Source organism: Microbacterium trichothecenolyticum (genome assembly GCF_030818955.1).
Taxonomy (GTDB): Bacteria; Actinomycetota; Actinomycetes; order Actinomycetales; family Microbacteriaceae; genus Microbacterium; species Microbacterium trichothecenolyticum_B.
This window is the reverse complement of the sequence record NZ_JAUTBF010000001.1, coordinates 1,185,176-1,208,746: the sequence shown is the minus strand read 5'-3', so window position 1 is coordinate 1,208,746 and position 23,571 is coordinate 1,185,176. Positions and strand designations below refer to the sequence as shown.

Here is a 23,571-nt window from a genome sequence, read left to right as displayed (position 1 = left end):
GCGCCCCCGGTTCACAGCGTAGAGAGGGGCCCGGACATTCCCGAGCCCCTCTCCGTCATCGCTGAGCGCGTGCGCGCCGTCGGACCGAGATCACGCCCCCGGTCGCGATCGCCGCGGCGCCCAGGAACGCGAGGACCAGCGCGGACGTGCCGTCGGTTCCCGTCTTCGCCAGACGTCCCGCTCGCGCCGCGGCGGCCGGCGTGGGCGAGGAAGGCGCCGCAGAAGCTGTCGGACCGTCCGTCGGTACCGGCTCGAGTGTCGGCACCGGCTCGGCTGCGGGCGCCTGAGTCGGCTTCGGCTCCGGCGTCGGCCCGGGCAGCGCGGCGAGCGTGGACATGGCGTCGACGAGACCGCTGCCCACGATGTTGCGATCCGCCGGCCCGCTGTAGCCGAGCGGGCCGTCGAGCGGGCGGGCGCCCGAGGTCAGGGCGGCGCGAATGACTTCGGGCGAGGTGCCGATCCCGGCCCGTTCGAGCGCCAGAGCGGCCACGGCGGCCGCGTTGGGGGCCGCGGACGACGTGCCGTGAAAGCGGAAGACGTCCGGTTCGTTTCGTTGGGGGGAGAGGAAGCTCGTTCGCACGCCGTCGACCGCGATGAGGTCGGGTTTGGCGTACACCTGCGGCGCGTCCAAGCGAGGTGCAGGCACCCCGGAGGGATCTACCGGTCCGAAGAGGTAGGTGGACGGCCCCGGGCTCGATGAGGCCTTCACCCGGCCCGGGTCGGCGAGCGCGGCAGACCCCACGGCGATGACGGCGGGATCGGCGGCAGGGCCGTAGATCGCCGGCCCCACCGTGACGCCCTCGGGCCAGTTCGCGTACTGCAGGGAGCGCACGCCTCCGTTGTTCAAAGTGAACACGAGCCTCGTGCGGATGTCGGGGCTGTCGGGGTTCGAACGCGCGAGTGCGATCCGGTACGTGGCCTCCTTCCACTCACCTGCGCCCGCACCGGTCCGGATCCGTGCCGCCGCGACGGGGAGCAGCGGATCCAAGCCTCCCGATTCGCTGACGAGCGCTCCGTCTGCGTCGAAGACCAGGGGAATGACCAGCGTCTCGACCGCGCCGACCGGGTTCGACCATGAGGTGTGGATGTCCGCTTCCGGACCGAACGTCGAAAGCGTCGCCTCGAGCAGCGCGCTGCCGCTGCCCTCGGGGTCGAAGTCCATGCACTCCGGTACGTCTGATTCCGATCCGGGTTCGTCGGCGCCCGGCCCGGGCTCCTCGGGGTCCGACGGGATCGCGTCGATCACGACCTGCGGGCATGAGATCCCCGTGAACGAGAGCGACTCCCACGCTCCCGTCGACTGGCCCTCCGATGTTCCCCCTGCGCGACCGATCGAGCCGTTGTTCCCCGCGGACTTGACGTAGACGACCCCTCCCGCCACCACGTCGGCGATGGTCGACGCGACGGGCCCGCGCTGGTAGAGCATCTCGGTGGAGTAGCTGACGTCATCGACGATCACGTCTGCACCGGCCGCTTGCAGAGACCGGATGGCCTCGGACATCGTCGCTGAGGTCGGCCCGCCCGCCGCGAACAACAGCTGTGCGCCCGGCGCGATTCCGTGCACGTTCTGCAGCATCGCGCGTCCTTCGTCGGTCGCCTCGCCGACCTCTCCGTCCGAGAGCACCCGGACGGGAAGGACGCGGCCACAAGGGTTGCCGGGACCGGGCAAGGACCCCATCTCCACATCCTGCTGCGGCGTCGTCCGGGCGGCGGGGGCGCGGTCGAACGAATTGGAGATGACCCCGACCGCCACCCCCGTGCCGTCGACGCCGAAGACACGGCGCGCCTCATCGGTGCGCAGCACGGGGTCGGCCTCGACCGGGATCGCCCGGCAGCTTTCGGCGGGTGCGGCATCAGAGCCCGTGAGTCCCGCAGCGGTGTCTGCGCGCAGCGACACCGTTGCCGCCGCCGGAGCGGCCGACGCGGAAACAGGGAGGGCGCACAGCGCGACGATCGCGCACCCGAGCACCGCCCCGTGACGCACGGTCAATTTCACTCGTGTCTTCATCGTTCTTCTCGACGTGCCGTGGTGTTCTCGTCGTGACGGTTCCGTGCGATGCGGTGGCGGGACGGAGCCGTCACCGTCGGCGCAGGGGACGGATGCCGCGGCGGCGCACGAGGACGGCGCCCAGCGTGAGCGCGCCGGCACCGGCGAGGGCTGTCGTGATCGTGACCGAGAGGTCGGTTCCCGTGCGCGGGAGTGTTCCCCCGGCGGTGGGCGCCGCCGCCGGGCCGGGGGCGAGCGTCGAACCGCCGGTCGGCTCGGCCGTCGCCGTCGCCGTCGCCGTCGGCGTCGGTGTCGGTGTCGGTGTCGCCGTCGGTGTCGGTGTCGGTGTCGGCGTCGGTGCGGGCGGGAGAGCGGCCAATGTCGCCGTGGCATCGACCATGCCGCTTCCGATCATGTCCGCGGTGACGGCACCGGTGTACCCGAAGGGGCCGCTGATCGGGCGTCCGCTGCCGACCAGCGCCGCGCGGATCACGTCGGGGGAGGTGTGCGTCCCCGCGCGCTCGAGCGCGAGCGCCGCGACGCCGGCGACCATCGGCGCCGCCGCCGACGTGCCGTCGAAGCGGAACCACGAGAACGAGGGACGGAAGAACGAGGTGCGGGTCTGGTCCACGGCCACGACCGCGGGACCCGACAACCGCTGCGGCTCAGCCAGTCGTTCTGCGGGGACCCCGTCGGCGCGCACCGGCGCGAAGACGTATGTTGCCGGGCCCGTGCTGGAGAAGGTGGCGAGATTGAACCGTTCGAACAGGTGTGCGGCACCCACGCCGATGGTGGCCGGGTCGATGGCGTGCCCGACCGCGGTCGGGCCGACCGTGACCCCCGCGGGCCACTCGGAGTACGGCAGCTTACGCAGGCCGGCACTCTTCCCCCCGAAGATCAGCTTCGTTCTGACGTCGGGGGCGCTCGGATTGCTTCGTACGAGAGCGATCCGGTACTCGCCCTCTTTGCTTTGTCCGACGGTGGCGCCGGTGGAGATGGTGGTGGAGATCGAGGGCACGGTCGGGTCCCATTGGGCCGGGAGGCTCACCTTCTCACCCGCGGAGTTCAGCACCACGGGTGAGATGGTCGTGCGGATCCCGTCGACGGGATCCGACCACTGCGTCAGCAGTGGTACCGACGGGCCGTCGGTCACCCAGAGCACCTCCATCATCGCGTTGAAGCTTCCTTCGGGGGCGAAGTTCATGCAGTCGACGCTCGCCGATGGATCCAGCGTCTTCTGCACGGCCTCGGGGCACGGCATCCCTCGGAAGGTGTGGGGCCGATTCCCATGATCCCGTCTGCTGGCCCGCCGAGATGGTGCCCGGCTCGCCGATCGAACCCTCGTTGCCGATCGCACTGAGGTAGACGGCGCCGTCGGCGACGACGTCGGCCACGGCCGTCGAGATGACCCCGCGCTGGTAGATGGGCTCGGTGTCGAAGGCCATGTCGTCGACGATCACGTCGGCTCCGCGATCGCGGAGCTCGCGGATCGCGTCGGCGAAGGTGGCGGGGGTGGGGCCGACCGTGTGGAAGAGCAGGGCCGCGCCGGGGGCGATACCGTGCACGTTCTGCGCCATCGCGCGCCCTTCGTCGGTGGCGGGCTGGGCGGAGTCGGCGAGGATCGTCACGGGTGTGGTGTACCCGCACGGGTTGCCCGGACCGGGGAGTGATCCGATGCGTACATCGTTCTCGGGGGTGCTCGCGACATCCGGTGCCGTGGCGAAGGAGTCCGAGATGATCCCGACGGTCACACCGCGGCCGTCGACGCCGAACGCCTGCCGCGCCGTGTCGGAGCGCAGGACAGGATCGGCCTCGACGGGGATCTCACGACAGGACGTGTCGGTGCCGGTGCCGGGTGACGGCAGCGTCGACGGGGTCGCGGCGGCCACCGCCGTCGTCGTCTTGGGGGCCGACGCGGGAACGACCGAGACCACCCCCGCGAGCGAGGCGAGCGCGTCGAAGTGCGCCGGCGGCGCGTGCAGCACGATGGTGGGTACGGATCGCGTGCGCGCGATGATCGTCCCCAGCGCCTCCGCGTCGTCGAGGGCGGCGTCCTGCGCGGCGGTCGAGCGGAACCGCACGGACACCGTGACGTCGTCGCCGACGGTCTGCAGGCCCTTCGGAACCCCGGCCTCGGCGAGGACCGCGTCGGGTGCCGATGCCGCGATACCGCTGTCGGACAGGGCGCGCAGCGGCGCGGCGAGCGTCGGTGTCGAGAAGGCGGACAGGGATGCCGAGGGCGCGGGCGAGGGGTGCGAGGGCGGTGCCGTCGCCGCGGTCAGCGCGAGTGTGAGCGCGGTCGCCGCGGAGAGAAGGCCTCCGCGCGTGAGCACGATCCGGTGGGGCATTCTTCGTTCTTCCTGTCGAGGAGCCGGTGCATCGGCCAGGACGAGCGGGACGGGACCGGCGAAGATCCCTTCCCCCTGCTTCAGCGGGAGCTGCGAGCCCGGCGGCGCACCGCGAGGAGGCAGCCGATCGCGAGGGCTCCCACACCGAGCAGAGCCAGGGGCGCCGCCGACGATCCGTCGCTGCCGGTACGTGCCAATTGCCCGGCTGCCGCGGGGGCAGGCGTGGTGCTCGCGGTCGGGGAAGGTGACGCCGTCGGGATCGGCTCGGGCGTCGGCGTCGGCTCCGGAGTGGGGGTCGGCGTCGGCGTGGGCCCGGGTGCGGGGAGGGCCGCGAGGGTGGCCTGGGCGTCGATCAGTCCGCTGCCGATGAGGTTCTCATCGACGGGCCCGGTGTACCCGAGGGGTCCGTTGATCGGGCGGCCGCTTCCGACGAGCGCCGCGCGGATGACATCGGGCGACGTGTCTCTGCCCGCGCGCTGCACGGCGAGGGCGGCGACGCCGCCGGCGATCGGCGCTGCCGACGAGGTTCCGGGGAAGCGGTAGACCGACGGGTTCGTCGACATCAGGGTGAAGAACGACGTGCGGACCCTGTTGACCGCCACGATGTCGGGCTTACTGATCACCCGGGGTTCGGCGAGGCGGGCCGCGGGGATTCCGTCGGTACGCTCCGGCTCGAAGAGGTAGGTGACCGGGCCGGGGCTCGAAAACCCCTCCAGAGCGTCGGGGGCCAGCACGGATGCCGCGCCCACCGCGATGGCGGCGGGATCCGCCGAGTGGCCGAATGCCGTAGAACCCACGTGCACACCTTCCGGCCACGTCGAGTACTGCAGTTCGAGCGTGCCTCCGCCGTCTGGCATGAAGATGACCTTCGTGCGGATGTCGGCGGTATCGGGTCGGTGGCGCACGAGCGCGATCCGGTAGGTGCCGACCTTCGTCTCGCCTTCGGCCGCTCCCGTCTCGACGCCGGTCACGGTGGTGGGGTGCGTCTCCCCGAGGCTGGCGGGGGTGCCGACCAGCTTTCCCTCGGTGTCGAACACGTAAGCGGAGACGTTCGTCTCGACCGCATCGACGGGGTTGGACCATTGCGTGACCATCAGGAAACTCGGACCGATCGACTCGAACTCCGCCTCGAGGAGCGCGTTGGCGGTGCCATCGGGGGCGAAGTTCATGCACTCCACCGTGGGCGTGGGGGGTTGCAGGTTGTCGAGCACCGCTTGCGGGCAGGTCATCGCGGTGAACGTCTCGGACTCCCATGCCCCGGTCGACTGACCGGCGGAGCGTCCGTTCTTCTTTCCGACCGAGCCGTCGTTTCCCCCGGCGCTCAGGTACGTCGCGCCGTCTGCGACGACGTCGGCGACGGCGGAGGCGACGATGCCGCGCTGGTAGTACGGCTCCTCGAAGAAGATCTTGTCGTCGACGATCACGTCGGCGCCGGCCGCGCGAAGATCACGGATCGCGTCGGCGAAGGTGGCCGTCGTCGGGCCCGCCGTCGCGAACAGGAGTTCGGCGCCGGGGGCGATGCCGTGCACGTTCTGCAGCATCGCGCGACCCTCGTCGCTGGCGGGGCCGGGGGAGTCGGCGAGTACGCGCACGGGGGTGGTGTGGCCGCAGGGGTTTCCCGGGCCGGGCAGTGAGCCGATGGCGATGTCTTGTTGGGGGGTGGTGGCTGCCGTGGGTGCTTTGTCGAAGGAGTCCGAGATGACGCCGACGCTCACGCCGGTGCCGTCGACGCCGAAGGCTTCGCGTGCCTCGCCGGAGCGCAGTACGGGGTCGGCATCCACGGGTATCTCACGGCACGACGGCGCCGGAGCCTCCAGCGCCGGGACGGCGAGAGCCGTTGACGAGCTCCCCGACCCCACGGGGCGTAGAGCCGGGGTCACCGAGATCGCCCCGGGCAGGGCGGCGAGGCTGGCGAACGACGCGGGCGGGGCCTGGACGACGATGGTCGGCAGAGATCGCGTGACCGCCACGATCGCGCCCAGGGGCGCTGCGGCCTCGACGGCGGCGTCCTGCGCGGTGGCGTTCGCGAAGCGCACCGACACCGTGACGTTGCCGTCGGTGACATCGAGGCCCCCCGGGACATTGACGTCCACACCCACGAGGGCGCGCACATCGTCGCTCGCCCGCAGGTCGACCTCCGCCGCCGCGAGAGTGCGAAGCATCGGGGCCAAGACCTGGGTGTCACCCCGTGTCGGCAGTTCGCGGGTCGGTCGGGGCTCCGACGGTGTCTCCGCTCCGGCAGGCGAGGCCAGAAAGAGTGCTGCGGCTGCTCCGAATGCGATTCCTCGCACCACGAAACGCTTTATCGACATCTCGAAAGTTCTCCCCCGGGGCCGTCGGGTGCGCCCCCAGCGATCACATTAGGGGCGCTCAGGAAATATCCAGCTACGGCCAAAGAAATTCGTCGAGAAATGAGTGGTATCACTCAAACGAAGTTGACAGGACGATGAACGCAGCGATTTAGTGACTCCATCTGTCGTCGCCATCGGGGTGCGGCTGAAGTACGGGGGAGCACATGAGCACTGACGTCCAGGAGATCTCACTCGAAGATGGACGCGCGGCCTACGGCACGACACTGCGAGGTGTGTCGGTCCTCCGGCATCCGCTGCTGAACAAGGGCACGGCGTTCAGCGCCGACGAGCGCGCCGCGCTGGAGCTGAACGGCCTGCTGCCGACACTCGTCTCCACCGACATGGAGGGCCAGCTGGACTCGGCCTACGCGCACTACAGTGCCCAGCCGACCGACCTCGACAAGCACGTCTACATGTGGGAGCTGCACGACGACAACGTCACGCTCTTCTACGCACTCATCCAGCGCCACCTGCTCGAGATGCTGCCCGTGGTCTACGACCCCACGGTCGGTGAGGCGATCGAGAAGTTCAGCGAGATCTGGCGTCGCCCGCGCGGGGTGTTCCTCTCCATCTCCGACGCCGGCACGGTCGAGGAGCGCCTGCGCAACTACGGCCTCGAAGAGGGCGGCGTCGACCTGATCGTCGCGAGTGACGCCGAAGAGATCCTCGGCATCGGCGACTGGGGCGCCAACGGCATCGACATCTCGATCGGCAAGCTCGCCGTCTACACCGCGGCCGCCGGCGTCAACCCGCACCGCGTCATCCCCGTCATCCTCGATGTGGGCACCGACAACGAAAAGCTCCTGAACGACCCGCAGTACATCGGCGCGAAGCACTCGCGTGTGCGGGGCGAGCGCTACGACGCCTTCATCGACGAGTACGTCACCGCCGCGCGGAAACTGTTCCCGGGCGCGGTGCTGCACTGGGAGGACTTCGGCTCGACCACGGCCCGCGTCATCCTCGACCGTCACCGCGACGAGGTCGCGACCTTCAACGACGACATGCAGGGCACGGGAGCGATCGCGATGGCGGGGCTCATCAACGCCGTCTCGCTGTCCGGCACCGCGTGGGCCGACCACCGCGTCGTCGTCCTCGGCGGCGGCACGGCGGGCTGCGGCATCGCCGATCAGATCGCCGCGCGCATGCAGCAGGAGGGCGCGACCGCCGAGCAGGCGTACGCCCAGATCTTCGTCGTCGACCTTCCGGGTCTGCTCACCGACGACATGACGGACGGGCTGCTCGACTACCAGCGCCCCTACGCCAAGCCCGCGGCCGACGTCAGCGGATGGGCCCGCACGCGGGTCGAGTCCGACGTCGCCGCAGCTCTGCGCTGGCCGGCGATGGCGGCGCTGCGCGATGCGCGCGCGAAAGACGGCATCATCGACCTCGCCACCGTCGTCGCCGAGGTGAAGCCTTCGATTCTCATCGGCACCTCCACGACCCCCGGTGAGTTCACCGAGCCGATCGTGAAGACGCTCGCCGAGGCGCACGCGCACCCGATCGTGTTCCCGCTGTCGAACCCGACGCCGCTCGCCGAGGCGACGCCCACGCAGATTCTCACGTGGTCGGACGGGCGTGCGCTGGTCGCCACGGGCTCGCCGTTCGACGACGTCGAGCTGAACGGGGTCGCCTACCGCATCGGTCAGGCCAACAACGCCGCGCTGTACCCCGGCCTCGGGTTCGGGGCGATCGTCGGCCGGGTGAAGAAGATCAGCGACGAGATGATCGCCGCCGCGGCAGCGGCCGTGGCGAGCCAGGCCGACCTCAGCGAGCCCGGTGCGGCGTTGCTGCCCTCGAACGGGCGCCTGCGCGAGACCTCGGCGCTCGTGGCGATCCAGGTCATCAGGACCGCCATCGCCCAGGGGCTCAACGGTGTCGAGCTCGATGATCCCGTGGAGGCTGTGCGCGCGGCCGCGTGGTGGCCCGAGTACCGCAGCGTCGTCGCCCAGTGACCGGCCCGTCAGACAAGGACCCCAGAGCATGACCGACAGCACCCCCGCCTCCGCCGCGCCCGCCTCCCTCCCCACGACGCCCGCTCCCTCGGCATCCGACGACACCCCGCCCACGATCCTCGACCTGCCCATCGGACTGGATGCCACGGGCCAGCGCCAGGAGTTCGACAGCCTCGGCACCGTCATGGTGCCGGCCGATCACTACTGGGGTGCGCAGACCCAGCGCAGCCTCGAGCACTTCAACATCGGCAACGACCGAATGCCGAAGGAGGTCTACCACGCCTACGGCTACGTGAAGAAGGCCGCCGCCATCGTCAACACGAAGGCGGGCCGCATGCCCGCGTGGAAGGGCGAGCTCATCGAGAAGGTCGCCGACGAGGTCATCTCGGGCGCGCTCGACAGCGAGTTCCCGCTGTACGTGTGGCAGACCGGATCGGGCACGCAGTCGAACATGAACGTCAACGAGGTGGTGTCGAACCGCTGCATCCAGCTCGTGGGCGGCACCCTCGGCGCGCAGGAGCCCATCCACCCCAACGACCACGTCAACATGGGGCAGTCCAGCAACGACACCTTCCCCACCGCGATGCACATCGCGGCGTACACGATGACGACGAACAAGACGCTGCCCGCACTCGGCCGGCTGAAGGCCGCGCTCGAGAGCAAGTCGCAGCAGTGGGCCGACGTCGTCAAGATCGGGCGCACGCACCTCGAAGACGCCACGCCCCTGACCGTGGGCCAGGAGTGGTCGGGTTACGCCGCGGCCGTCGGTGACGCGATCGAGGAGCTCGAGCACGCCACGTCGCTGCTGTTGAAGGTCGCGATGGGCGGAACAGCCGTCGGCACGGGACTGAACGCCCCGGCCGGCTTCGGCGACGAGGTGGCCGCGGTCATCGCGCAGCTGACCGGATTCCCGTTCGAGACGGCGCCGAACAAGTTCGCCGCCCAGGGCACGCTCGACCGTATGGTGCGCGCGCACGCGGGGCTGAAGACGACGGCGGTGACGCTGTTCAAGATCGCCAACGACATGCGTTGGCTCGGCTCGGGTCCGCGGACAGGCCTCATGGAGCTCACCTTCCCCTCGAATGAGCCGGGTTCGTCGATCATGCCCGGGAAGGTCAACCCGACCCAGGCCGAGGCGATGCTCATGGTGTGCATCGATGTGATGAGCGCCGACGTGGCCGTGCAGATGGGCGGTGCGGAGGGCAACTTCGAGCTGAACGCCTTCCGGCCGGTGCTCATCGCGCACTACCTGCACTCGGCGCTGATCCTCGCCGACATGTGCGACCACTTCCGCGAGTTCATGATCGAGGGTGCATCGCTCAACGAGGACAAGCTGAAGGAGAACATCGAGAACTCCCTCATGATGGTCACCGCCCTCTCGCCCGTCATCGGCTACGACAACGCCGCGCACATCGCGGAGTACGCGCAGGCGAACGGGCTGACGCTGAAGAAGGCCGCCCTCGACAAGGGGGTCTCGGAGGAGTTGTTCGACAAGGTGGTCGTGCCGATCGACATGACCCACCCCGGCTCGGCCGACATCGCCACCCCCGCCAAGAGCTGAAGCCGTGACGGCTCATGATCCCTCGGGGCCGGCTCCCTCGGGGCCGACTCCGTCGGGGCGGCAGGCCCTGGTGGCACAGGTGGGGGTGACCACGTTCGCCGCCGACTGGACCAGCGATGCTCACCGGGTCCGCCGCCTCGTGTCGGAGTTCATCGGGATGGCGGGACTGACGTTCATTCTCTCGGGCGGCGCGTCGATCATCGCGCAAGACGGGGGGACGGTTCCCAAGATCGCCGTCGTGGCGATCCTGTCAGCGGTGTCGGCGCTGTGGCTCATGGCGGCGATCTTCTTCCTCGGCGACATCTCCGCCCACTTCAATCCCGCGATGACCCTGGCCTTCGCCCTGCGCGGCGACATGGGCTGGCCCATGGCGGTGGCGTACTGGGTGGTGCAGTTCGTGGGGGCCGTCGCCGGGTCGGGCGCGGCGGTGCTGCTGTTCGGGGACGCCGGGGGACTGGCATCCGTCCGTCCGCCCCAGGGCGGTGAATGGCAGGCGCTGGTGTTCGAGACGGTCATCACGTTCGGGATCGTGCTCATGGTGCTGGGCATGGCGAACGGCCCGAAGCTGAACGGGCAGTTCGTGCCCTTCGCGGTCGCGGCGTACATCATGGCGTGGGGGACGATGGGCGGCGCGTTCAACGGGGCCGCGATGAACCCCGCCCGCGCGTTCGGGCCGGCGGTGTTCGCGGGGGCGCTCGACGTGGTGTGGGTCTACCTCGTCGGCGGCGCGATCGGCGCGGTGATCGCTGTGCTCGTGGCGCGGTTCTTTCGCGGACGGGCGCGGGCACAGGAGGCGTCGGCGGCAATGGGGAACCCGCTGGCGTGAGTAAAGCGGCGGGGGCGTGCGGTTCGGGCCCGCACGTCTCCGCCGTCTATCGGGCTCACCTCCCGTCGCGATACCCTCGCCACGCCTCGCCGAGACGCGTGACGCCCGCTTCGAGAGCTCCCGCGGGCGGGGTGACGGGGATGCGGATGTGGTCGTCGGCATCCACGTCCGAGGCGAACTGCGCCGATCCCGCGATCGACACCCCCACGCCCGCGGCGTAGCGCGCGAAGCCGGAGGCGGACCCGGTCGGCAGTCGCGCCCAGAGCCAGAGGCCCCCGCGCGGCGGTGTCCAGCGCCAGTCGGGCAGGTGCGCGACGAGGAGCTCACCCGCCGCGATCGCCGCGTCGCGGTGGACCGTGGCGACGGTACGGCGCAGGGCCGGTGCCGCGGCGATGAGATCGAGCGCGAGCAGCTGCGAGGGGACGCTGGTCGACAGGTCGCTCGTCTGGCGCAGTCCGCGCAGGCGCCGCACGAGCACGGGATCGGCCCGCACCCATCCGATCCGCAGGCCCTCCCACGCCCACTTCGACAGCGAGTCGACGACGACGATCGGTGCGTCGGGGCGCAGGCTCGCCAGAGACGGCGGGGGAGCGCCGTTGAACGACACGTGCGCGAGCACGCGGTCTTCGACCACCATCACGCCGTGCTCGGCGGCGAGGTCGGCGATGCGCTGACGGACGGCGGGGCTGGCCTGGATGCCGGTGGGGTTGTGGTTGTGCGGGTTCAGGGCGATCAGCACGGGCCGCCGCACGACGATCGCGATCTCCAGTGCCTCGACGTCGACGCCGTCGGGGGTGAGCGGGATGCCGTGGACCTGGCCGCCGCGGCGGCGCACGGCATCCGTGAGTCCGGGCCAGGCCACCTCCTCGGTGAGGATCGTGTCGCCGGGGGAGACGAGCTCGTCGACGAGCAGGCTGAGGGCCTGCTGCGCACCGTGGGTGACCAGGATCTGCGCCGAGGTCGTGGGGGTGCCGTCATCGGTCATCAGCTGCGCGATGCGGGTGCGAAGGGTGGGCAGGCCCGCCGGATCGCCCTCGACGGTGGTGGCGTCGAGCACCGGGCGGTGGCGCTGGACGATGTCGATGGCGAGCGGCGAGATCGAGGGGACGGCGCGCAGCAGGTCGATGCTCGAGGGCAGCGTGGCGTACAGCGCCTCTCCTCGTCCGGCGGCCTGGCGTGCGGCCGTCGGCGCCGCCCCGGCGATGCGCGTGCCGCTGCCCTGCCGCCGGTCGAGGATGCCGTCGTCGTACAGGCGCGCGTAGGCGCTGACGACCGTGCCGCGGGAGACGGCGACGGTGGCCGCGAGCGTGCGTTCCGAGGGGAGGCGGTCGCCGCCACGGAGTTCGCCCTCGCGCACGAGCCGGGCGATACCGTCGGCGAGACTGGCCGACAGGGTCGCCTCGGTCGTCGCCCAGCGGCCGAGCCGGAGGGCGAGCTGTTCGGCCGATACGAGGGCCGTGCGGTGGTCCACCAGGGCGGAAGTGGCTCTGTCGACGAGGGTCATGGTCACCGATTCTGGTCCAATGAACCACTCGATCGCATCCGAATCCGTCTTTCCCAGTCCAATCATCCCCGAGTGGACTGTTCGCGAGTTGCTCGAGTGGATTGGCGTCGACGATGCGCGTTGCCACGATGACCAGCTGACGGGGATTCTGGATGCCGTGAACGGGGCGCTCGAAACACTCGTCGCAGCCGCCGCGGAGCCGCGCGCAGCGGTGTGGACGCTCGCAACGCCCACGCGACGAGACACCGCGCCGGTCGCATCGGTTCGCGCGCTCGCGCTGCGGGTGTCGGCGGATCCCGCGGCGGGTGAGCGGCGTCTGGGTGATCTCGTCGTCGCCCCGCCGGTTCCGGTGGCGGAGTCGACGGACCGCGGGATTCTTCTGGCCGTGTGAGCGCCTGCTCGCCGGCGCCGAGGCACGCCCCCTCTCGCCGTCACCGTCGCGACGCCCGCGACAGCAATGTCCCGCCCGCCGTCGCCACCGCCGCAGTGAGGGTGGCGGCGGGCCACCCGCCCGCGGTGACGATCGCGCCGGCGATGCCCGCCCCGACGGCTCCCGCCGCGTAGTACAGCGTGAGGTAGGCGGCGTTGAGGCTCCCCGAGCGCGCGGGGTCGAGTGCGACGACGCGGGACTGGTTCGCCACCTGCGCGGCGAAGCATCCGGCATCGAACGTGGCCAGGGCCAGAGCCGTGGGGACGGGCTGTCCCAGCGTGAGGGTGAGGACCAGGGCGGATGCCGCAGTAACGGCCAGGCTGACGGCGATCACGCGCGCGCTTCCGAAGCGGTCGGCCAGCTGCCCGGCGACACGCGTGACGACGAGACCGAGCGCGCCCACGAGACCGTAGAGCCCGATCGCGCTGGGGGAGAGCGAGAAGGGCGGTTCGGCCAGCTCCACCGCGAGGGCCACCCACACGAGGTTGAACGAGAAGAACCACAGCATTCCCGTCGCCGTCGCCCGCCGCAGCATCGCGTGCTGCCGGAGCAGTCGCGGCAGGCCGAGGAGCGCGGCGAGGTACGGCGTCGGTGCGCGTGGCGACGACCGTGGAACGACCGCGACGACGAGGGCCGCGCACGCGACCAGCAGCACGGCGAGGCACAGCAGCGCCCCCCGCCAGCCCACGAGGTCGCTCAGCGTGCCTCCGACGAAGCGGCTGAGCAGGAGCCCCGCCGAGATGCCCGCCGAGACCGTGCCCAGCTGCGCCCCGCGGTTCTCGGGCGGGGCGAGTCGCCCCACGATCGCACTGCTCTGAGCGGCCACGGTCGTTGCGGCACCGACCAGCACGAGCGAGACGGTGAGCATCGCGGGAGTGGATGATGCGGCCGCGAGCGCGAGGCATCCCGCGAGTGCGGCGAGCTGGGCGCTGAGCAGCGTGCGGGCCGAGACGCGGTCGGCGAGCGGCACGAGCAGCACGAGACCCGCGAGATACCCCGCGAACGCCGCGGCCACCGCTTGCGCGATGCGTGCCGTGGTGGCATCCATCGATACCGCGATCGCGCCCACGGCGGGTTGCAGGGCGTAGTCGTTGGCGATCGCGGCACCGGCGGCGACCGCGAGCACGACGACGGCGGTGCGCGAGAGGCGCTCGGCGGCGGTCACGGGATCATGCGGGGTGTCGGGAACGTCGGCGTCCCGGGGCCGATCACGGCGTCGTCCGCACGGCGATCGCTTCGACCTCCGCCCGGATCGACTCGTCGACGAAGGGGAGGGCGTGCACGATCGAGAAGGCGGGACGGATATCGCCGTACACCTCGCCGTGGGCGCGCGCGGCGTCTTCCCAGTGGTCCCAGTCGGCGACGATCAGCCGGCTCTGCACGACGTCGGCGAGGGCGAAGCCGTTGTCGGTGAGCACGCTCTCGACGGTGGCGAGTGCGGCGCGCGTCTGGGTGTAGGCGTCGTCGCCGTCGCCGGCCGTGCCGGAGATGTAGATCGTGTCGTTCACGACGACCGCGCGGGAGTAGCCCACACGGGGTTCCCACGGTGATCCCGTGCTGATCGTTCTGCGCATGTCGGTCCTTTCGTCGAGGGTTCTCCGATAACTACTACTCGGGTAGTACATGGCGGGTCAAGTCGTAGGATGAGGGCGTGTCGACGACGGAACTGACGGATGCGCTGGCCCGGCTCGGGTTCACCCAGTACGAGGCGCAGGCGTACTCCGCGCTGGTCGGCCACGAACCCTCGACGGGCGCCGAGGTGAGCCGTCGGGCCGGGATGCCGGCATCCAAGGTGTACGAGACCCTTCATCGCCTCGAGGCGCGCGGGGCCGTCCTCGCCAACCGCTCCGACACCGTGCGCTACGTCGCCGTCGACCCGGGGCGGGTGATCGCGGCGATCCGCGCACAGGTCGATCGCGATCTGCGCGCGGCGCAGGATGCCGCGACCCGCCTGCCGCTGCACCGCGAGGCGGGTCTGGTGTGGTCGCTCACCGGGGCGGAGGCGAACACCCTCGCCTTCGCCCGAGTGATCGAGGATGCCACGACGACGCTGTTCGCCGGCGTCTGGGACGAGGAGCTCGACGAGCTCGGCCCGCTGCTCGAGGCGGCGGCGGCGCGCGGCGTCGACACGCACGTCGCGATCTACGGCTCGCGGACGCTGTCGGGTCCGCGCACGTACGACCTGTCGGAGTGCGGCGCGAGCGCCCGGCTGCGGTTGGCCGGTCGGCGCCTCGCGGTGGTGGTCGCCGACGACACCGACGCGGTCGTCGCCGAGTACGGCGATCGCACCCCCGATCAGGGCACGTCGACGACGAATCCGGTGCTCGCGCTGCTGGCCGTCGAGTACATCAAGGCCGACGTGACCGGGCGGCTCCTTATCGACGCCCTGGCGCCGGGCGTGTACGAGCGGCTGCGGGCAGCGGGCGACATGAGCGTGATCCTGGCGCCGCGAGAGGGCTGACGCGGGGCGGATGCCGCGGGGGTGATGCCGCGGGGGCGATTGTGCGGGCGCGATGCTGCGGGGCTGGGAGTGTGCGGGGGCTGTCGGTCGTGTGCTCGCGCGCAGCATGCGCCCGGCCCCGTACTCTCGTCCCGCGACGGCGGCGGCTGGGGGTGTTTTTTCCCCCCCGCCCTCCTCGCCTCGGACGCACCCCCCCGGGCAATGTCGGAACCCCTCGTTAGTGTTCGACCATGGACATCACGGCACCCCCGAGCGACCGGTCGCGACCGGCCCCTCTGTGGTGGGGCGTGCCGTGGCCCGGTGACGACGACCTGCAGGCCGAAGCCGACACGGCGTGGGCGGTCGAGGTGGGGCTGATCGATGTCGGTGGCTTCGACGGCGGGGGCCTTGATATCGGAAGGCCCGCGCCGTTTGGCCCTGTGCCGTCCTCGTGCGTCGATCTCGCGGCACCTGCGCCGTCTCATCCTGCGGCGCCGGCGCTGTCCGATCCTGCGGCGTGCGCGCTGTCTGATACCGCGTCGTGCGATCCCGTGACCCTTCTCCGTGAGCTCGAGCATCACGTCCGTGAACGCCATCGCGCCACCGCAGCGGAGTACCGCCTGATCCGGCGCCTGCTCCAAGACGCGGTCGCTGACCCCGTTCCGTGGGTGGGGCCCGACCCGACCCTGGATGCCGCGTGGGCCGACACTCGTGGGCGCACCGTGGCGGCGGTGCGGCGCGATCGCCGGGATCTGGCCGAGCGGGCGGCGGTCGCCGAGATCGCTGTGCGGTTGCGGTTGTCCGAGCACACGGTGCGCACGCGGGCGGCCCACGCGGAGACGCTCCAGACGCGGTGTCCGGAGGTGTGGGCGGCGTTCGCGGAGGGGATGATCTCCGAGCGCCACGCCGTCGAGTCGGCGCGGTTGGCGACTTCGCTTCCCGACGAGGTCGCGGGCGAGCCCGTTGCGTCGGCGCCTTCCGATTCCGCGTCGCCCGCCGACGAACCGACGACGTCTCCTGACGATGTCGAAGTGCCCTCACGGGAGCTTTCACCCGACGCCGAGGCGGGTAGCCCGGACCCTCTCGATGGCCCCGTCAGTGGTTCTGGGGTCGAATCCGACGAGCGCGCGTCGTGGAAGGCATTCGACGAGGGCGCCCTCGACCGCGCGCTGCGGCTCCCACCGGCGCGGTTCACCGTCGCCGCGCGCGCTCTCCGAGAGCGTGTGCACAGCGAGTCGCTCGAGGCCCGTCACCGCCGAGCGGCCCGCGACCGCGGCGTGTGGCTCACGCCCGAACTCGACGGCATGGCGACGCTGACCGCCCTGCTCCCCGCCGACCGGGCGCACGACGCACTCACGCGCGTCGACCGCATGGCGCGTCAGCTTCGCGCCGCGCCCGACGAGGAGCGCGTGCTCTCGGAGCTGCGAGCCGATGTGTTCGCCGATCTTCTGACGGTGAGCGGGTCGGGCGACGCGGGGTCTCCGGCGCCTGACGCGACCGGCGCGAGCGGGGGTGCGGGCGCGGCGGACTCTCTGGGTGCGGCGTCGTCGGCCGGCGCCTCACCGACGCCGCGCCCGAACCGTCGCGCCACGATCGTCGTGACGGTTCCCGCGCTGACGCTCCTCGGGGTCGGCGCCGAACCGGCTGTTCTCGACGGTCACGGCCCGATCGACCTCGATACGGCTCGGCGTCTGGCGGGTCAGACGACGTCGTGGGTTCGCGTCCTCACCCACCCCCTCACGGGAGTGCCGCTCGCTCTCGACCGCTCGACGTACCGGGTACCCACCGCCCTGCGTCGATGGCTGGGGGTGACGTCTCCGACGTGCGTCTTCCCGGGATGCGGACGCTCGGCGCGCGAGTGCGACCTCGACCATCTCACCGCGTGGGCCGAGGGCGGCGTCACCGACGACGACAACCTCGCACCCGAGTGTCGACATCACCATCGCCTCCGCCACGAGACGCGATGGGATCCCTCTCGTGACCCTGACACGGGCGACCTTCGCTGGACGTCTCCGCTCGGCGCGGAGGTGCCTGAGGATCCGCCGCCGTTCTAGATATCCCGACCCGCGGGAGCCTCGAACTCACGATCCGTTCTCGGAGGGGCCTGCCGACTGCCGACTGTCGGGGGCGCTACCGTCGGCACTGCCCCGGAAGAACCCTGCGACATGTCGGTCCGCCCGCCGCCTGTCGGTCATGCGATGACAGGTACCAAGTCCCCGCGCAGGAGTTCCCGTGTGACGTCGTCACCGGCGGCGCGAGTTCGAACACGATCACCGTCCCGCACGTCAGGTGGCGTGTCGCGGATCGCGAACATCACGCACACCGTCGCGAACCTCTCGCGCCCTGGCCCTGACCTCACGCGCGCCGTACGCGCATCCTCGCGCTCATCACGCACGCCGTCGCGAACCTCTCGCGCCCTGGCCCTGACCTCACGCGCGCCGTACGCGCATCCTCGCGCTCTTCACGCACGCCGTCGCGAATCTCTTGCATCCCGTCCCGGCTCCGGCGACGCTGCCGCTCACTCCTCCCGCACGAGGGTCACCCCTCCGCAGGCAACCCCACCTTCGCCTTCGCCCATGACCGCCCCTTCGTGTCCTTGAGGATGTCGTACTCCACATCCACGTGCGGTTCGATCGCGCTGTACTTGTCGTTCGGCGCACCGATGACCAGCTGGAACCCGAGTCCGCGCCACGCGCCGATCGCGCGCTTGGTGAAGTGCGCGTCGGCCTTGATGAGCGCCTCGTCGAGGAACACCGGGGCGTACCGCGGCCGCTCAGCCCCGGCGTCCCCGAGCTGGTAGCGCAGGGCCGCGCCGACGATGAACGCGATCAGTTCTTGCGACTCGCCGCCGGACTTCTCGCCGATGTGGTCGTACAGTGCGACGTGCTCGCCGGTGTCGGCGCGGAAGCGTTCGGCGCTCACCCGCACGTGATTGCGCACGTCGACGAGGTCGGCGAAGTCCGGCGCCGTGGGACGGATGCGGCCGATGAGCCGCGCCATCCGCCCGTACACGGCCTCGCGTTCCTCGTCGGAGGAGGCCGCGTCGATCGCGGCCCGCACATCGCGGAGCTCTCGACGGAACCGCCGCCGCACCTCCGACTGATTCTCGCGCGGCACGATCTGCAGTCGGTGCGCGTCGTCGTAGAACGGCAGGTCCTGCATGATGTCGTTGATCGGCGCGATGCGCTCGCGAATCTCCCGCAGCGCCCGGGTCAGCGCCGAGTCGAGGTTGGTGAGGTCGTTGCCCGACAGGCGCAGCAGCGAGTCCCGCCATTCGGCCTCCAGCTCGTGCAGGCCGCTGGCCTCGAGGTCGGCGAGGATCCGCTCGAAGTCACCGAGGGACTCGTCGGGGTCGGCGAGCAGGTTCGGGCTCGGCCAGCGGTCGGTGAAGGTGGTGAGCGTGCGCCGCAGGCTCTCGCGCTGATCGGCGAACGTTTCTTGCGCCGACCGTTGCTCTTCCAGCAGGCGCTTGGATGCGGACTCCAAAGCGGCGTCGAAGCGAGAGAGGAGCTGCGAGGGCGAGGCATCGCCCGCCGGGGCGACGAACAGCCCGTCGAGGTAGGTGACCTCAGCCGCCGAGAGCACGAGGTCGGTGTCCTCCGCCCGCTCGATCAGCAGCTGCGCGGCATCCACCTCGTCGGTGACCTCCGCCCAGCGCGCGGCGAGCGTCTGCTGCTCGGTCTTGGCGCCGCCGATCTCCTCGCGCAGCCGTGCGGCGCGAGCGCGCGTGCCCGAGATCTGCTCCTGCAATTCGGCGATGCGGGGGTTTCCCGCGGTGATCTCGACGACCGTCTCGTTCCAGCGATCCAGCTCGCGCTGAACGGATGCCACGTCGACCTGGTCCCACGACAGATCGGCGATCTTCTCGAACGCGCTCCGGCGCTCATCGAACGCGTCGAGCGCGGCGGCGGCCTCGTCGACCTCGGCCTTCGCCGACGCGAGGTCGCGGCGCACCGTGACGATCTGCTCGCCGAGCTCGGTCAGCCGCACGCGCGACGAGAACCCCAGCACGCTGTGACGGATCGAGCCGCCGTGCGCACCCCGCGAGCCCTGGCTCGTCTGGCCCGAGATGGTCAGTGCGAGGCGGTGAGCGGCCAGCTCCGTGGGGGAGTCCACGCACACGAAGGCGAACTGCTGCTCCAGGCGGTCCTGCAGCCACCCGGTGAAGGCCGACGCGCGGAACTCCAGCCGCCCCGGCAGGGTCGCCGGATCCAGACCCGTGCGCTCGGGCAGCCCCGTCGACACGCCCTCGAAGCGCAGACGCTCCGACAGGCGCACGCCGTCGATCGCCGCACGGAAGGATGCCAGGTGCGCCGCATCCACGAGCAGCGTCGTCGCGAAGCCGCCGAGGGCCAGCGTGAACGCTCCGCGCCACGGCTCGAACTCGGTGCGCACGTCGACGAGCTCGGCGACGAACGGCAGTTCCGCCGTGGTGAGACCCGCAGCCTCCGCCAGCGCCTCGCGCGCGTCGTGCAGCCGCGGCGGGATGTTGTCGTCGCGCGTCTGGGTGCGCCGGTGCTCGGTCTCCAGCGCCGCGAGCTGCTGGCGCAGGTCGGTGTGCCGACTGCTGGCGGCGACGAACGCGTCGCGCACGGCGGTCTTGGCATCCGCGTCGGCCAGGGTGCGCCGGGCCTCGTCGACCAGGGCGGCGAACTGCTTCTCGGACGACACCTCGCTCGATAGCACCGCGAGCGCTGCCTCGAACCGCTCTCGATCGCGCTGCATGCCCGCCAGGCGCCGCTCGAGCCCGCGCAGCTCGCGCTGCGCGGCGTCGAGCCGGTCGCCGCCGGCTGCGCGCAGCACGTCGCCGAGACCCTCGCGCTCGGCCTCGGCGGCATCGGCGAGCGCCTGCCGTTCGCGCACGAGCGCGTCGGTGGCGTGCGTGCGTTCGCGCAGCTCGTCCTCGACGGCGCCGAGCAGGTCGACCCGCCGCTGGGCGCGCCAGAGCGAGGCCCGCGACTCCGGATCGGTGAAGCGCCCCAGGGCGTCGATCAAGCGCAGCCGCTCCGCCGCCTCGTCGATCCGCGACTTCATGGCGCGGATCGGCTGCAGCGCCCGCACCTGCTGACGAGCCTCGACCATGCGGGTGCGCGTGCCCTCGAGGCCGTCGAAGTGCGACACCACCGCCTCGGCCACCGCGAGCGTCTCGGGCTCCTCGAGAACCATGCGCTTGTACAGGTCGTCGACCGTGGTGATCTGCTGCCCGGCCTGGATGCGGGCGAGCAGGCTCATCGCCTTCGTCCCGGCACCGGCGGCGCCGATGCCGAGCACCGCGTGCAGCCGCGCGGAGAACTCGCGGTCGGTCGCGAGGGTGTCGAGCCCGGCGGCTCGCACGGCGGCATCCGACAGGTGGGCGCGGGCCGCCGGTTCGAGGGAGCGCAGATCGAACGCCCCGTGCACGGTCGCGCGCACCTTTACCGCGTCGTCGAGCGTCCGCGCCGCCGCGGGGATGTACCAGGCACGAACCGCCGTGAACCGCGCGCCGTCGTGGTCGGCCCACGTCATCGCGATCGCCGTCCACGTGTCGACACCGTCTCCGCGCAGCACGCGCACCTTCGTGCCCTCGTCGGTCAGCGCCTCGTCGAGCTTGCCGCGCCCGTACGAGAGGATGTTGCGCTGCTCCTGCCCGCGCGGGCGCCCCACGACGGCCCCGTTCGAGGCGCCGTTGAAGGGGGTCGTGTGCGGCATCATGAGCGCGACGTAGGCGTCCATGAGCGTCGACTTGCCCGAACCCGACCCGCCGCACAAGAGCGTCGCGGTCGGCGCGAAGCGCACGCGGTGCGGACCGTCGTAGCCGCCCCAGTTGATCAGCTGCAGGTCCTCGGCCACCCACTGCTGTCCGCGAGAAGCTGCGGGGATGAGGCCGAAGAGGGTCTCGAGCATGGTCATGAAAGAAGGTCTTTCTCGGGAGTCTCGGATGCCAGGACCTCGGCGGGTGCGTTCCGGGTCTGCTCGTCCAGCCACTTCTGCAGCTCGCGAAGCGTCTCCGCGCTCAGCACGATCTCGATCAGCGGTCCGATGCGGTAGCGTCCCTCGGACTCCTCCTCGATGATGCCCTCGCGATCCAGACGGGCGATCGCGGTGCGCACGGCGCGCTGCTGGCTCGCGCGGGTGCCGTCGCTCTCGCTGAAGTAGGTGAGCACCGTCTGCTCGACCTCTTCGACGTCGACGCGGGCCGATGCGGTTCCGGCAGTGGTCTCGCGCTGGAACACCGTGCGCAAGTACACCAGCACGAGCGTCTCGGCGCGCGAGTACGCCTCGTCCTTGAGCAGGATCGGCACGTCGACCTCGTCGCTGCGCACCTGCTCCTTGTAAGCGACACCGCGGGCGTGGTCGACGACGAGCCGCACGAACAGGTCGTTCAGCCGCGACTCGATCATCTGCTGGTGCTCCAGCAGCAGCTTCCACTCCGCGGGGGAGCTCTCGGCCAGCAGGAACCGCCGCTGCAGGATCCGCACGAGCACGCGCCGCACATCGGCATCCAGGATGCCGCGATCGCCCGCGAACAGCGCGTCGGGGTCGTTCTCCATCGCGACGGGGGCGATGAACGCGGGATTCTCGGCGTCGGTGCCCGGAGTCTGCACGTCAGTCATCGGCATCCTGTTCTGTGGGGTTTCCTGCTTGGACCGCGCCGAAGGCGAAGCGCCGCGTGGTGCCGTCGGGGCGCACGGCCTCGACGATCGAGACGTCGTCGGTCTCGACGAGGCCCCGCCGGTGCACGATCTCGAGCAGACCGACGAGGTCGACGGGGCGCCGGGTCTCGGCATCCGCCCCCGCGAACGCGGTCGCCAAATCGAAGCCGTCGCCGAGCCGGGCCACGTACGCCTCGAGCTCGGCGTAGTGCGGCCCGCCCCAGGCGCGCGTGTCGGCGTCGACGAACTCGACATCGGGAGCCTCGGATGCCAGCGGCTCCGGCGCTCCGGGAGGTCGGACGTCGCTGATCGACTGGCGCAGATGCCCGACGTCGGCGAGCGGCAGCGTGCGCACCGGCTCGACGCGGCCGGGGGAGCGCGTCTGGCTCCACCGGTGAAGCCCCGCCATCACCCCGCGCAGCAGATCGTCGACCTGCCGGTCGCGGATGGGATCGTGCGTGCGGACCTGGGCGGTGATGACGTGCGAGGCGCGCCGCTGCGCCGTGAGCACCTCCTGCACACCCGCCTCGACACGGCGGGCGATGGCGTGCAGTTCCCCGCGCTGCTCGGGCGTCATGAGGCGCGAGAAGGGCTGCGTCAGCACGGCGTGCAGCTGGTCGGTGAGGTCGTCGATGTTCTCGGGGTCGCCGATCAGGCGCAGCGCACCCTGGAACGCCCGCCCCTCGGGGGTCGCCTGCATCACCTGACGGCCGCGCTCGAGGTACTCGCGCAGCACCTCGCCGGTCGGGCGCACGTCGCGGCGGAGCTCGGCGACCACGTCGCGCTGCATCGCGGCGATCGACTCGGCGACGCGCGAGAAGTCCGCGGGCAGCTCGCGCGCGAGATGGATGACGTTCTCCGCCTCTTCGAGCAGGTGGTCGTCGTCGAGCGGTTCGACGATGCCGTCGTCGAGAGCCGCGATCTCGGCATCCAGGGCCGCGCGCTCCTCGAGCAGGGCCTCACGTCGGCGGACGGGGTCGCTCTCGGCATCGCGGGCCAGACGCTCGACCGCGTCGAGCAGCGTACGCACCCGCGAGCGCGACACGCGGGCACGGCCCCCGCCCGCACGGCCGGCGATCTCGAGCGCGCCCACAGCGTGCGCCGACAGGCGGTACACCTCGACATCGTCCTCGATCTGCAACCCCAGCCAGCCCACGCGCACCCAGCCGCGGCAGATGTCACGCGCGGAGCCGGCGGGGATGCGCCGGTCGTCGTCGGTGTCGTAGCCGGCCGCCCGGAGTTCGTCGATCGCCTCGGCGACCTCGACGTGCGCGTCGGCCACGGCGACCGCGGGACGATCGGGGGAGAAGACCACCGACAGCACGGCCACCACGAACGGGGCGAAACGCCCGTGCAGCAGGTCGAGCGTCGGGTTCTTGAACGCCGTCACCGAGCGCAGGTACGCGGCTTCGGCTCGGGTGCGGGTCACTGGCTGAAGTCTACCGGGGTGCGGGATGCCATCTTCTTCGGGTTCGTGCCGCCCTTGGTCTTCTTCACGTTCGTGTCTCGCTTGCCCTTGTTCGGGTTCATGTCTCGCGTG

16 protein-coding genes are annotated in these 23,571 nt (G+C 71.2%); 6 read left to right on the top strand and 10 right to left on the bottom strand.

Translation table 11 applies throughout. The features are described from left to right. Positions 1-55 precede the first annotated feature (55 nt). From QE412_RS05790 to QE412_RS05775, 4 genes are all read right to left on the bottom strand, one after another. The gene (locus QE412_RS05790; protein WP_307481130.1) at positions 56-2,008 is read right to left on the bottom strand and encodes a S8 family serine peptidase; all 1,953 of its coding nucleotides are present in this window, start codon (positions 2,006-2,008) and stop codon (positions 56-58) included. A 70-nt stretch (positions 2,009-2,078) separates the two neighbouring features. Then, positions 2,079-3,140 (bottom strand): S8 family serine peptidase, encoded by a 1,062-nt coding sequence (locus QE412_RS05785; protein ID WP_307481128.1) that lies wholly within the window; start codon positions 3,138-3,140, stop codon positions 2,079-2,081. Further along, positions 3,040-4,335 (bottom strand): hypothetical protein, encoded by a 1,296-nt coding sequence (locus QE412_RS05780; protein WP_307481126.1) that lies wholly within the window; start codon positions 4,333-4,335, stop codon positions 3,040-3,042. The genes QE412_RS05785 and QE412_RS05780 overlap by 101 nt, the downstream gene beginning before the upstream one ends. An 80-nt stretch (positions 4,336-4,415) precedes the next feature. Further along, positions 4,416-6,497: a S8 family serine peptidase gene (locus QE412_RS05775; RefSeq protein WP_307487040.1), complete on the bottom strand. Its 2,082-nt coding sequence runs from the start codon at positions 6,495-6,497 to the stop codon at positions 4,416-4,418. A gap of 353 nt (positions 6,498-6,850) precedes the next feature. On the opposite strand from QE412_RS05775, the gene QE412_RS05770 reads away from it, so the two are divergent. The 3 genes from QE412_RS05770 to QE412_RS05760 are packed head-to-tail and all read left to right on the top strand — an operon-like array spanning position 6,851 to position 11,025. Next, positions 6,851-8,638 carry an NAD-dependent malic enzyme gene (locus QE412_RS05770; RefSeq protein ID WP_307481125.1) on the top strand — a complete coding sequence of 596 codons (1,788 nt, stop codon included), beginning with the start codon at positions 6,851-6,853 and terminating at the stop codon, positions 8,636-8,638. Positions 8,639-8,666: 28 nt separating this feature from the next. Beyond that, the gene (locus tag QE412_RS05765) at positions 8,667-10,199 is read left to right on the top strand and encodes a class II fumarate hydratase (protein WP_307481124.1); all 1,533 of its coding nucleotides are present in this window, start codon (positions 8,667-8,669) and stop codon (positions 10,197-10,199) included. A gap of 4 nt (positions 10,200-10,203) precedes the next feature. Next, a complete protein-coding gene (locus tag QE412_RS05760) occupies positions 10,204-11,025 on the top strand; it encodes an MIP/aquaporin family protein (protein ID WP_307481122.1) in 822 nt (273 codons plus the stop codon). A 55-nt stretch (positions 11,026-11,080) separates the two neighbouring features. Here the strand turns inward: QE412_RS05760 and QE412_RS05755 are convergent, their stop codons facing one another. Next, positions 11,081-12,529, bottom strand: coding sequence for an aminotransferase-like domain-containing protein (locus QE412_RS05755; RefSeq protein WP_307481121.1), 1,449 nt, complete (start codon positions 12,527-12,529; stop codon positions 11,081-11,083). 19 nt (positions 12,530-12,548) lie between these two features. Between QE412_RS05755 and QE412_RS05750 the strand changes: the two genes are divergently transcribed. Beyond that, complete coding sequence (locus QE412_RS05750) at positions 12,549-12,920, top strand: hypothetical protein (RefSeq protein WP_307481120.1); 372 nt, start codon at positions 12,549-12,551, stop codon at positions 12,918-12,920. A gap of 40 nt (positions 12,921-12,960) precedes the next feature. On the opposite strand, the gene QE412_RS05745 is transcribed toward QE412_RS05750, so the two are convergent. Together QE412_RS05745 and QE412_RS05740 are read right to left on the bottom strand one after the other, a co-directional pair. Further along, positions 12,961-14,124: an MFS transporter gene (locus QE412_RS05745; RefSeq protein WP_307481118.1), complete on the bottom strand. Its 1,164-nt coding sequence runs from the start codon at positions 14,122-14,124 to the stop codon at positions 12,961-12,963. 43 nt (positions 14,125-14,167) lie between these two features. Continuing rightward, positions 14,168-14,533 carry a RidA family protein gene (locus QE412_RS05740; RefSeq protein ID WP_307481116.1) on the bottom strand — a complete coding sequence of 122 codons (366 nt, stop codon included), beginning with the start codon at positions 14,531-14,533 and terminating at the stop codon, positions 14,168-14,170. A gap of 77 nt (positions 14,534-14,610) precedes the next feature. On the opposite strand from QE412_RS05740, the gene QE412_RS05735 reads away from it, so the two are divergent. Together QE412_RS05735 and QE412_RS05730 are read left to right on the top strand one after the other, a co-directional pair. Beyond that, positions 14,611-15,420 carry a TrmB family transcriptional regulator gene (locus QE412_RS05735; protein ID WP_307481114.1) on the top strand — a complete coding sequence of 270 codons (810 nt, stop codon included), beginning with the start codon at positions 14,611-14,613 and terminating at the stop codon, positions 15,418-15,420. A 530-nt stretch (positions 15,421-15,950) separates the two neighbouring features. Continuing rightward, positions 15,951-17,453 carry an HNH endonuclease signature motif containing protein gene (locus QE412_RS05730; RefSeq protein ID WP_307481112.1) on the top strand — a complete coding sequence of 501 codons (1,503 nt, stop codon included), beginning with the start codon at positions 15,951-15,953 and terminating at the stop codon, positions 17,451-17,453. A 484-nt stretch (positions 17,454-17,937) separates the two neighbouring features. On the opposite strand, the gene QE412_RS05725 is transcribed toward QE412_RS05730, so the two are convergent. From QE412_RS05725 to QE412_RS05715, 3 genes are read right to left on the bottom strand one after another with little or no spacing between them, the layout of a single operon-like run. Next, positions 17,938-21,288, bottom strand: a complete 3,351-nt coding sequence (locus tag QE412_RS05725; protein WP_307481110.1) for an ATP-binding protein — start codon at positions 21,286-21,288, stop codon at positions 17,938-17,940. Continuing rightward, complete coding sequence (locus QE412_RS05720; RefSeq protein ID WP_307481108.1) at positions 21,285-21,992, bottom strand: DUF4194 domain-containing protein; 708 nt, start codon at positions 21,990-21,992, stop codon at positions 21,285-21,287. Before QE412_RS05720 ends, QE412_RS05725 begins: the two co-directional genes overlap by 4 nt. After that, the gene (locus QE412_RS05715; RefSeq protein WP_307481106.1) at positions 21,985-23,460 is read right to left on the bottom strand and encodes a DUF3375 domain-containing protein; all 1,476 of its coding nucleotides are present in this window, start codon (positions 23,458-23,460) and stop codon (positions 21,985-21,987) included. Before QE412_RS05715 ends, QE412_RS05720 begins: the two co-directional genes overlap by 8 nt. Positions 23,461-23,571: the final 111 nt, after the last annotated feature.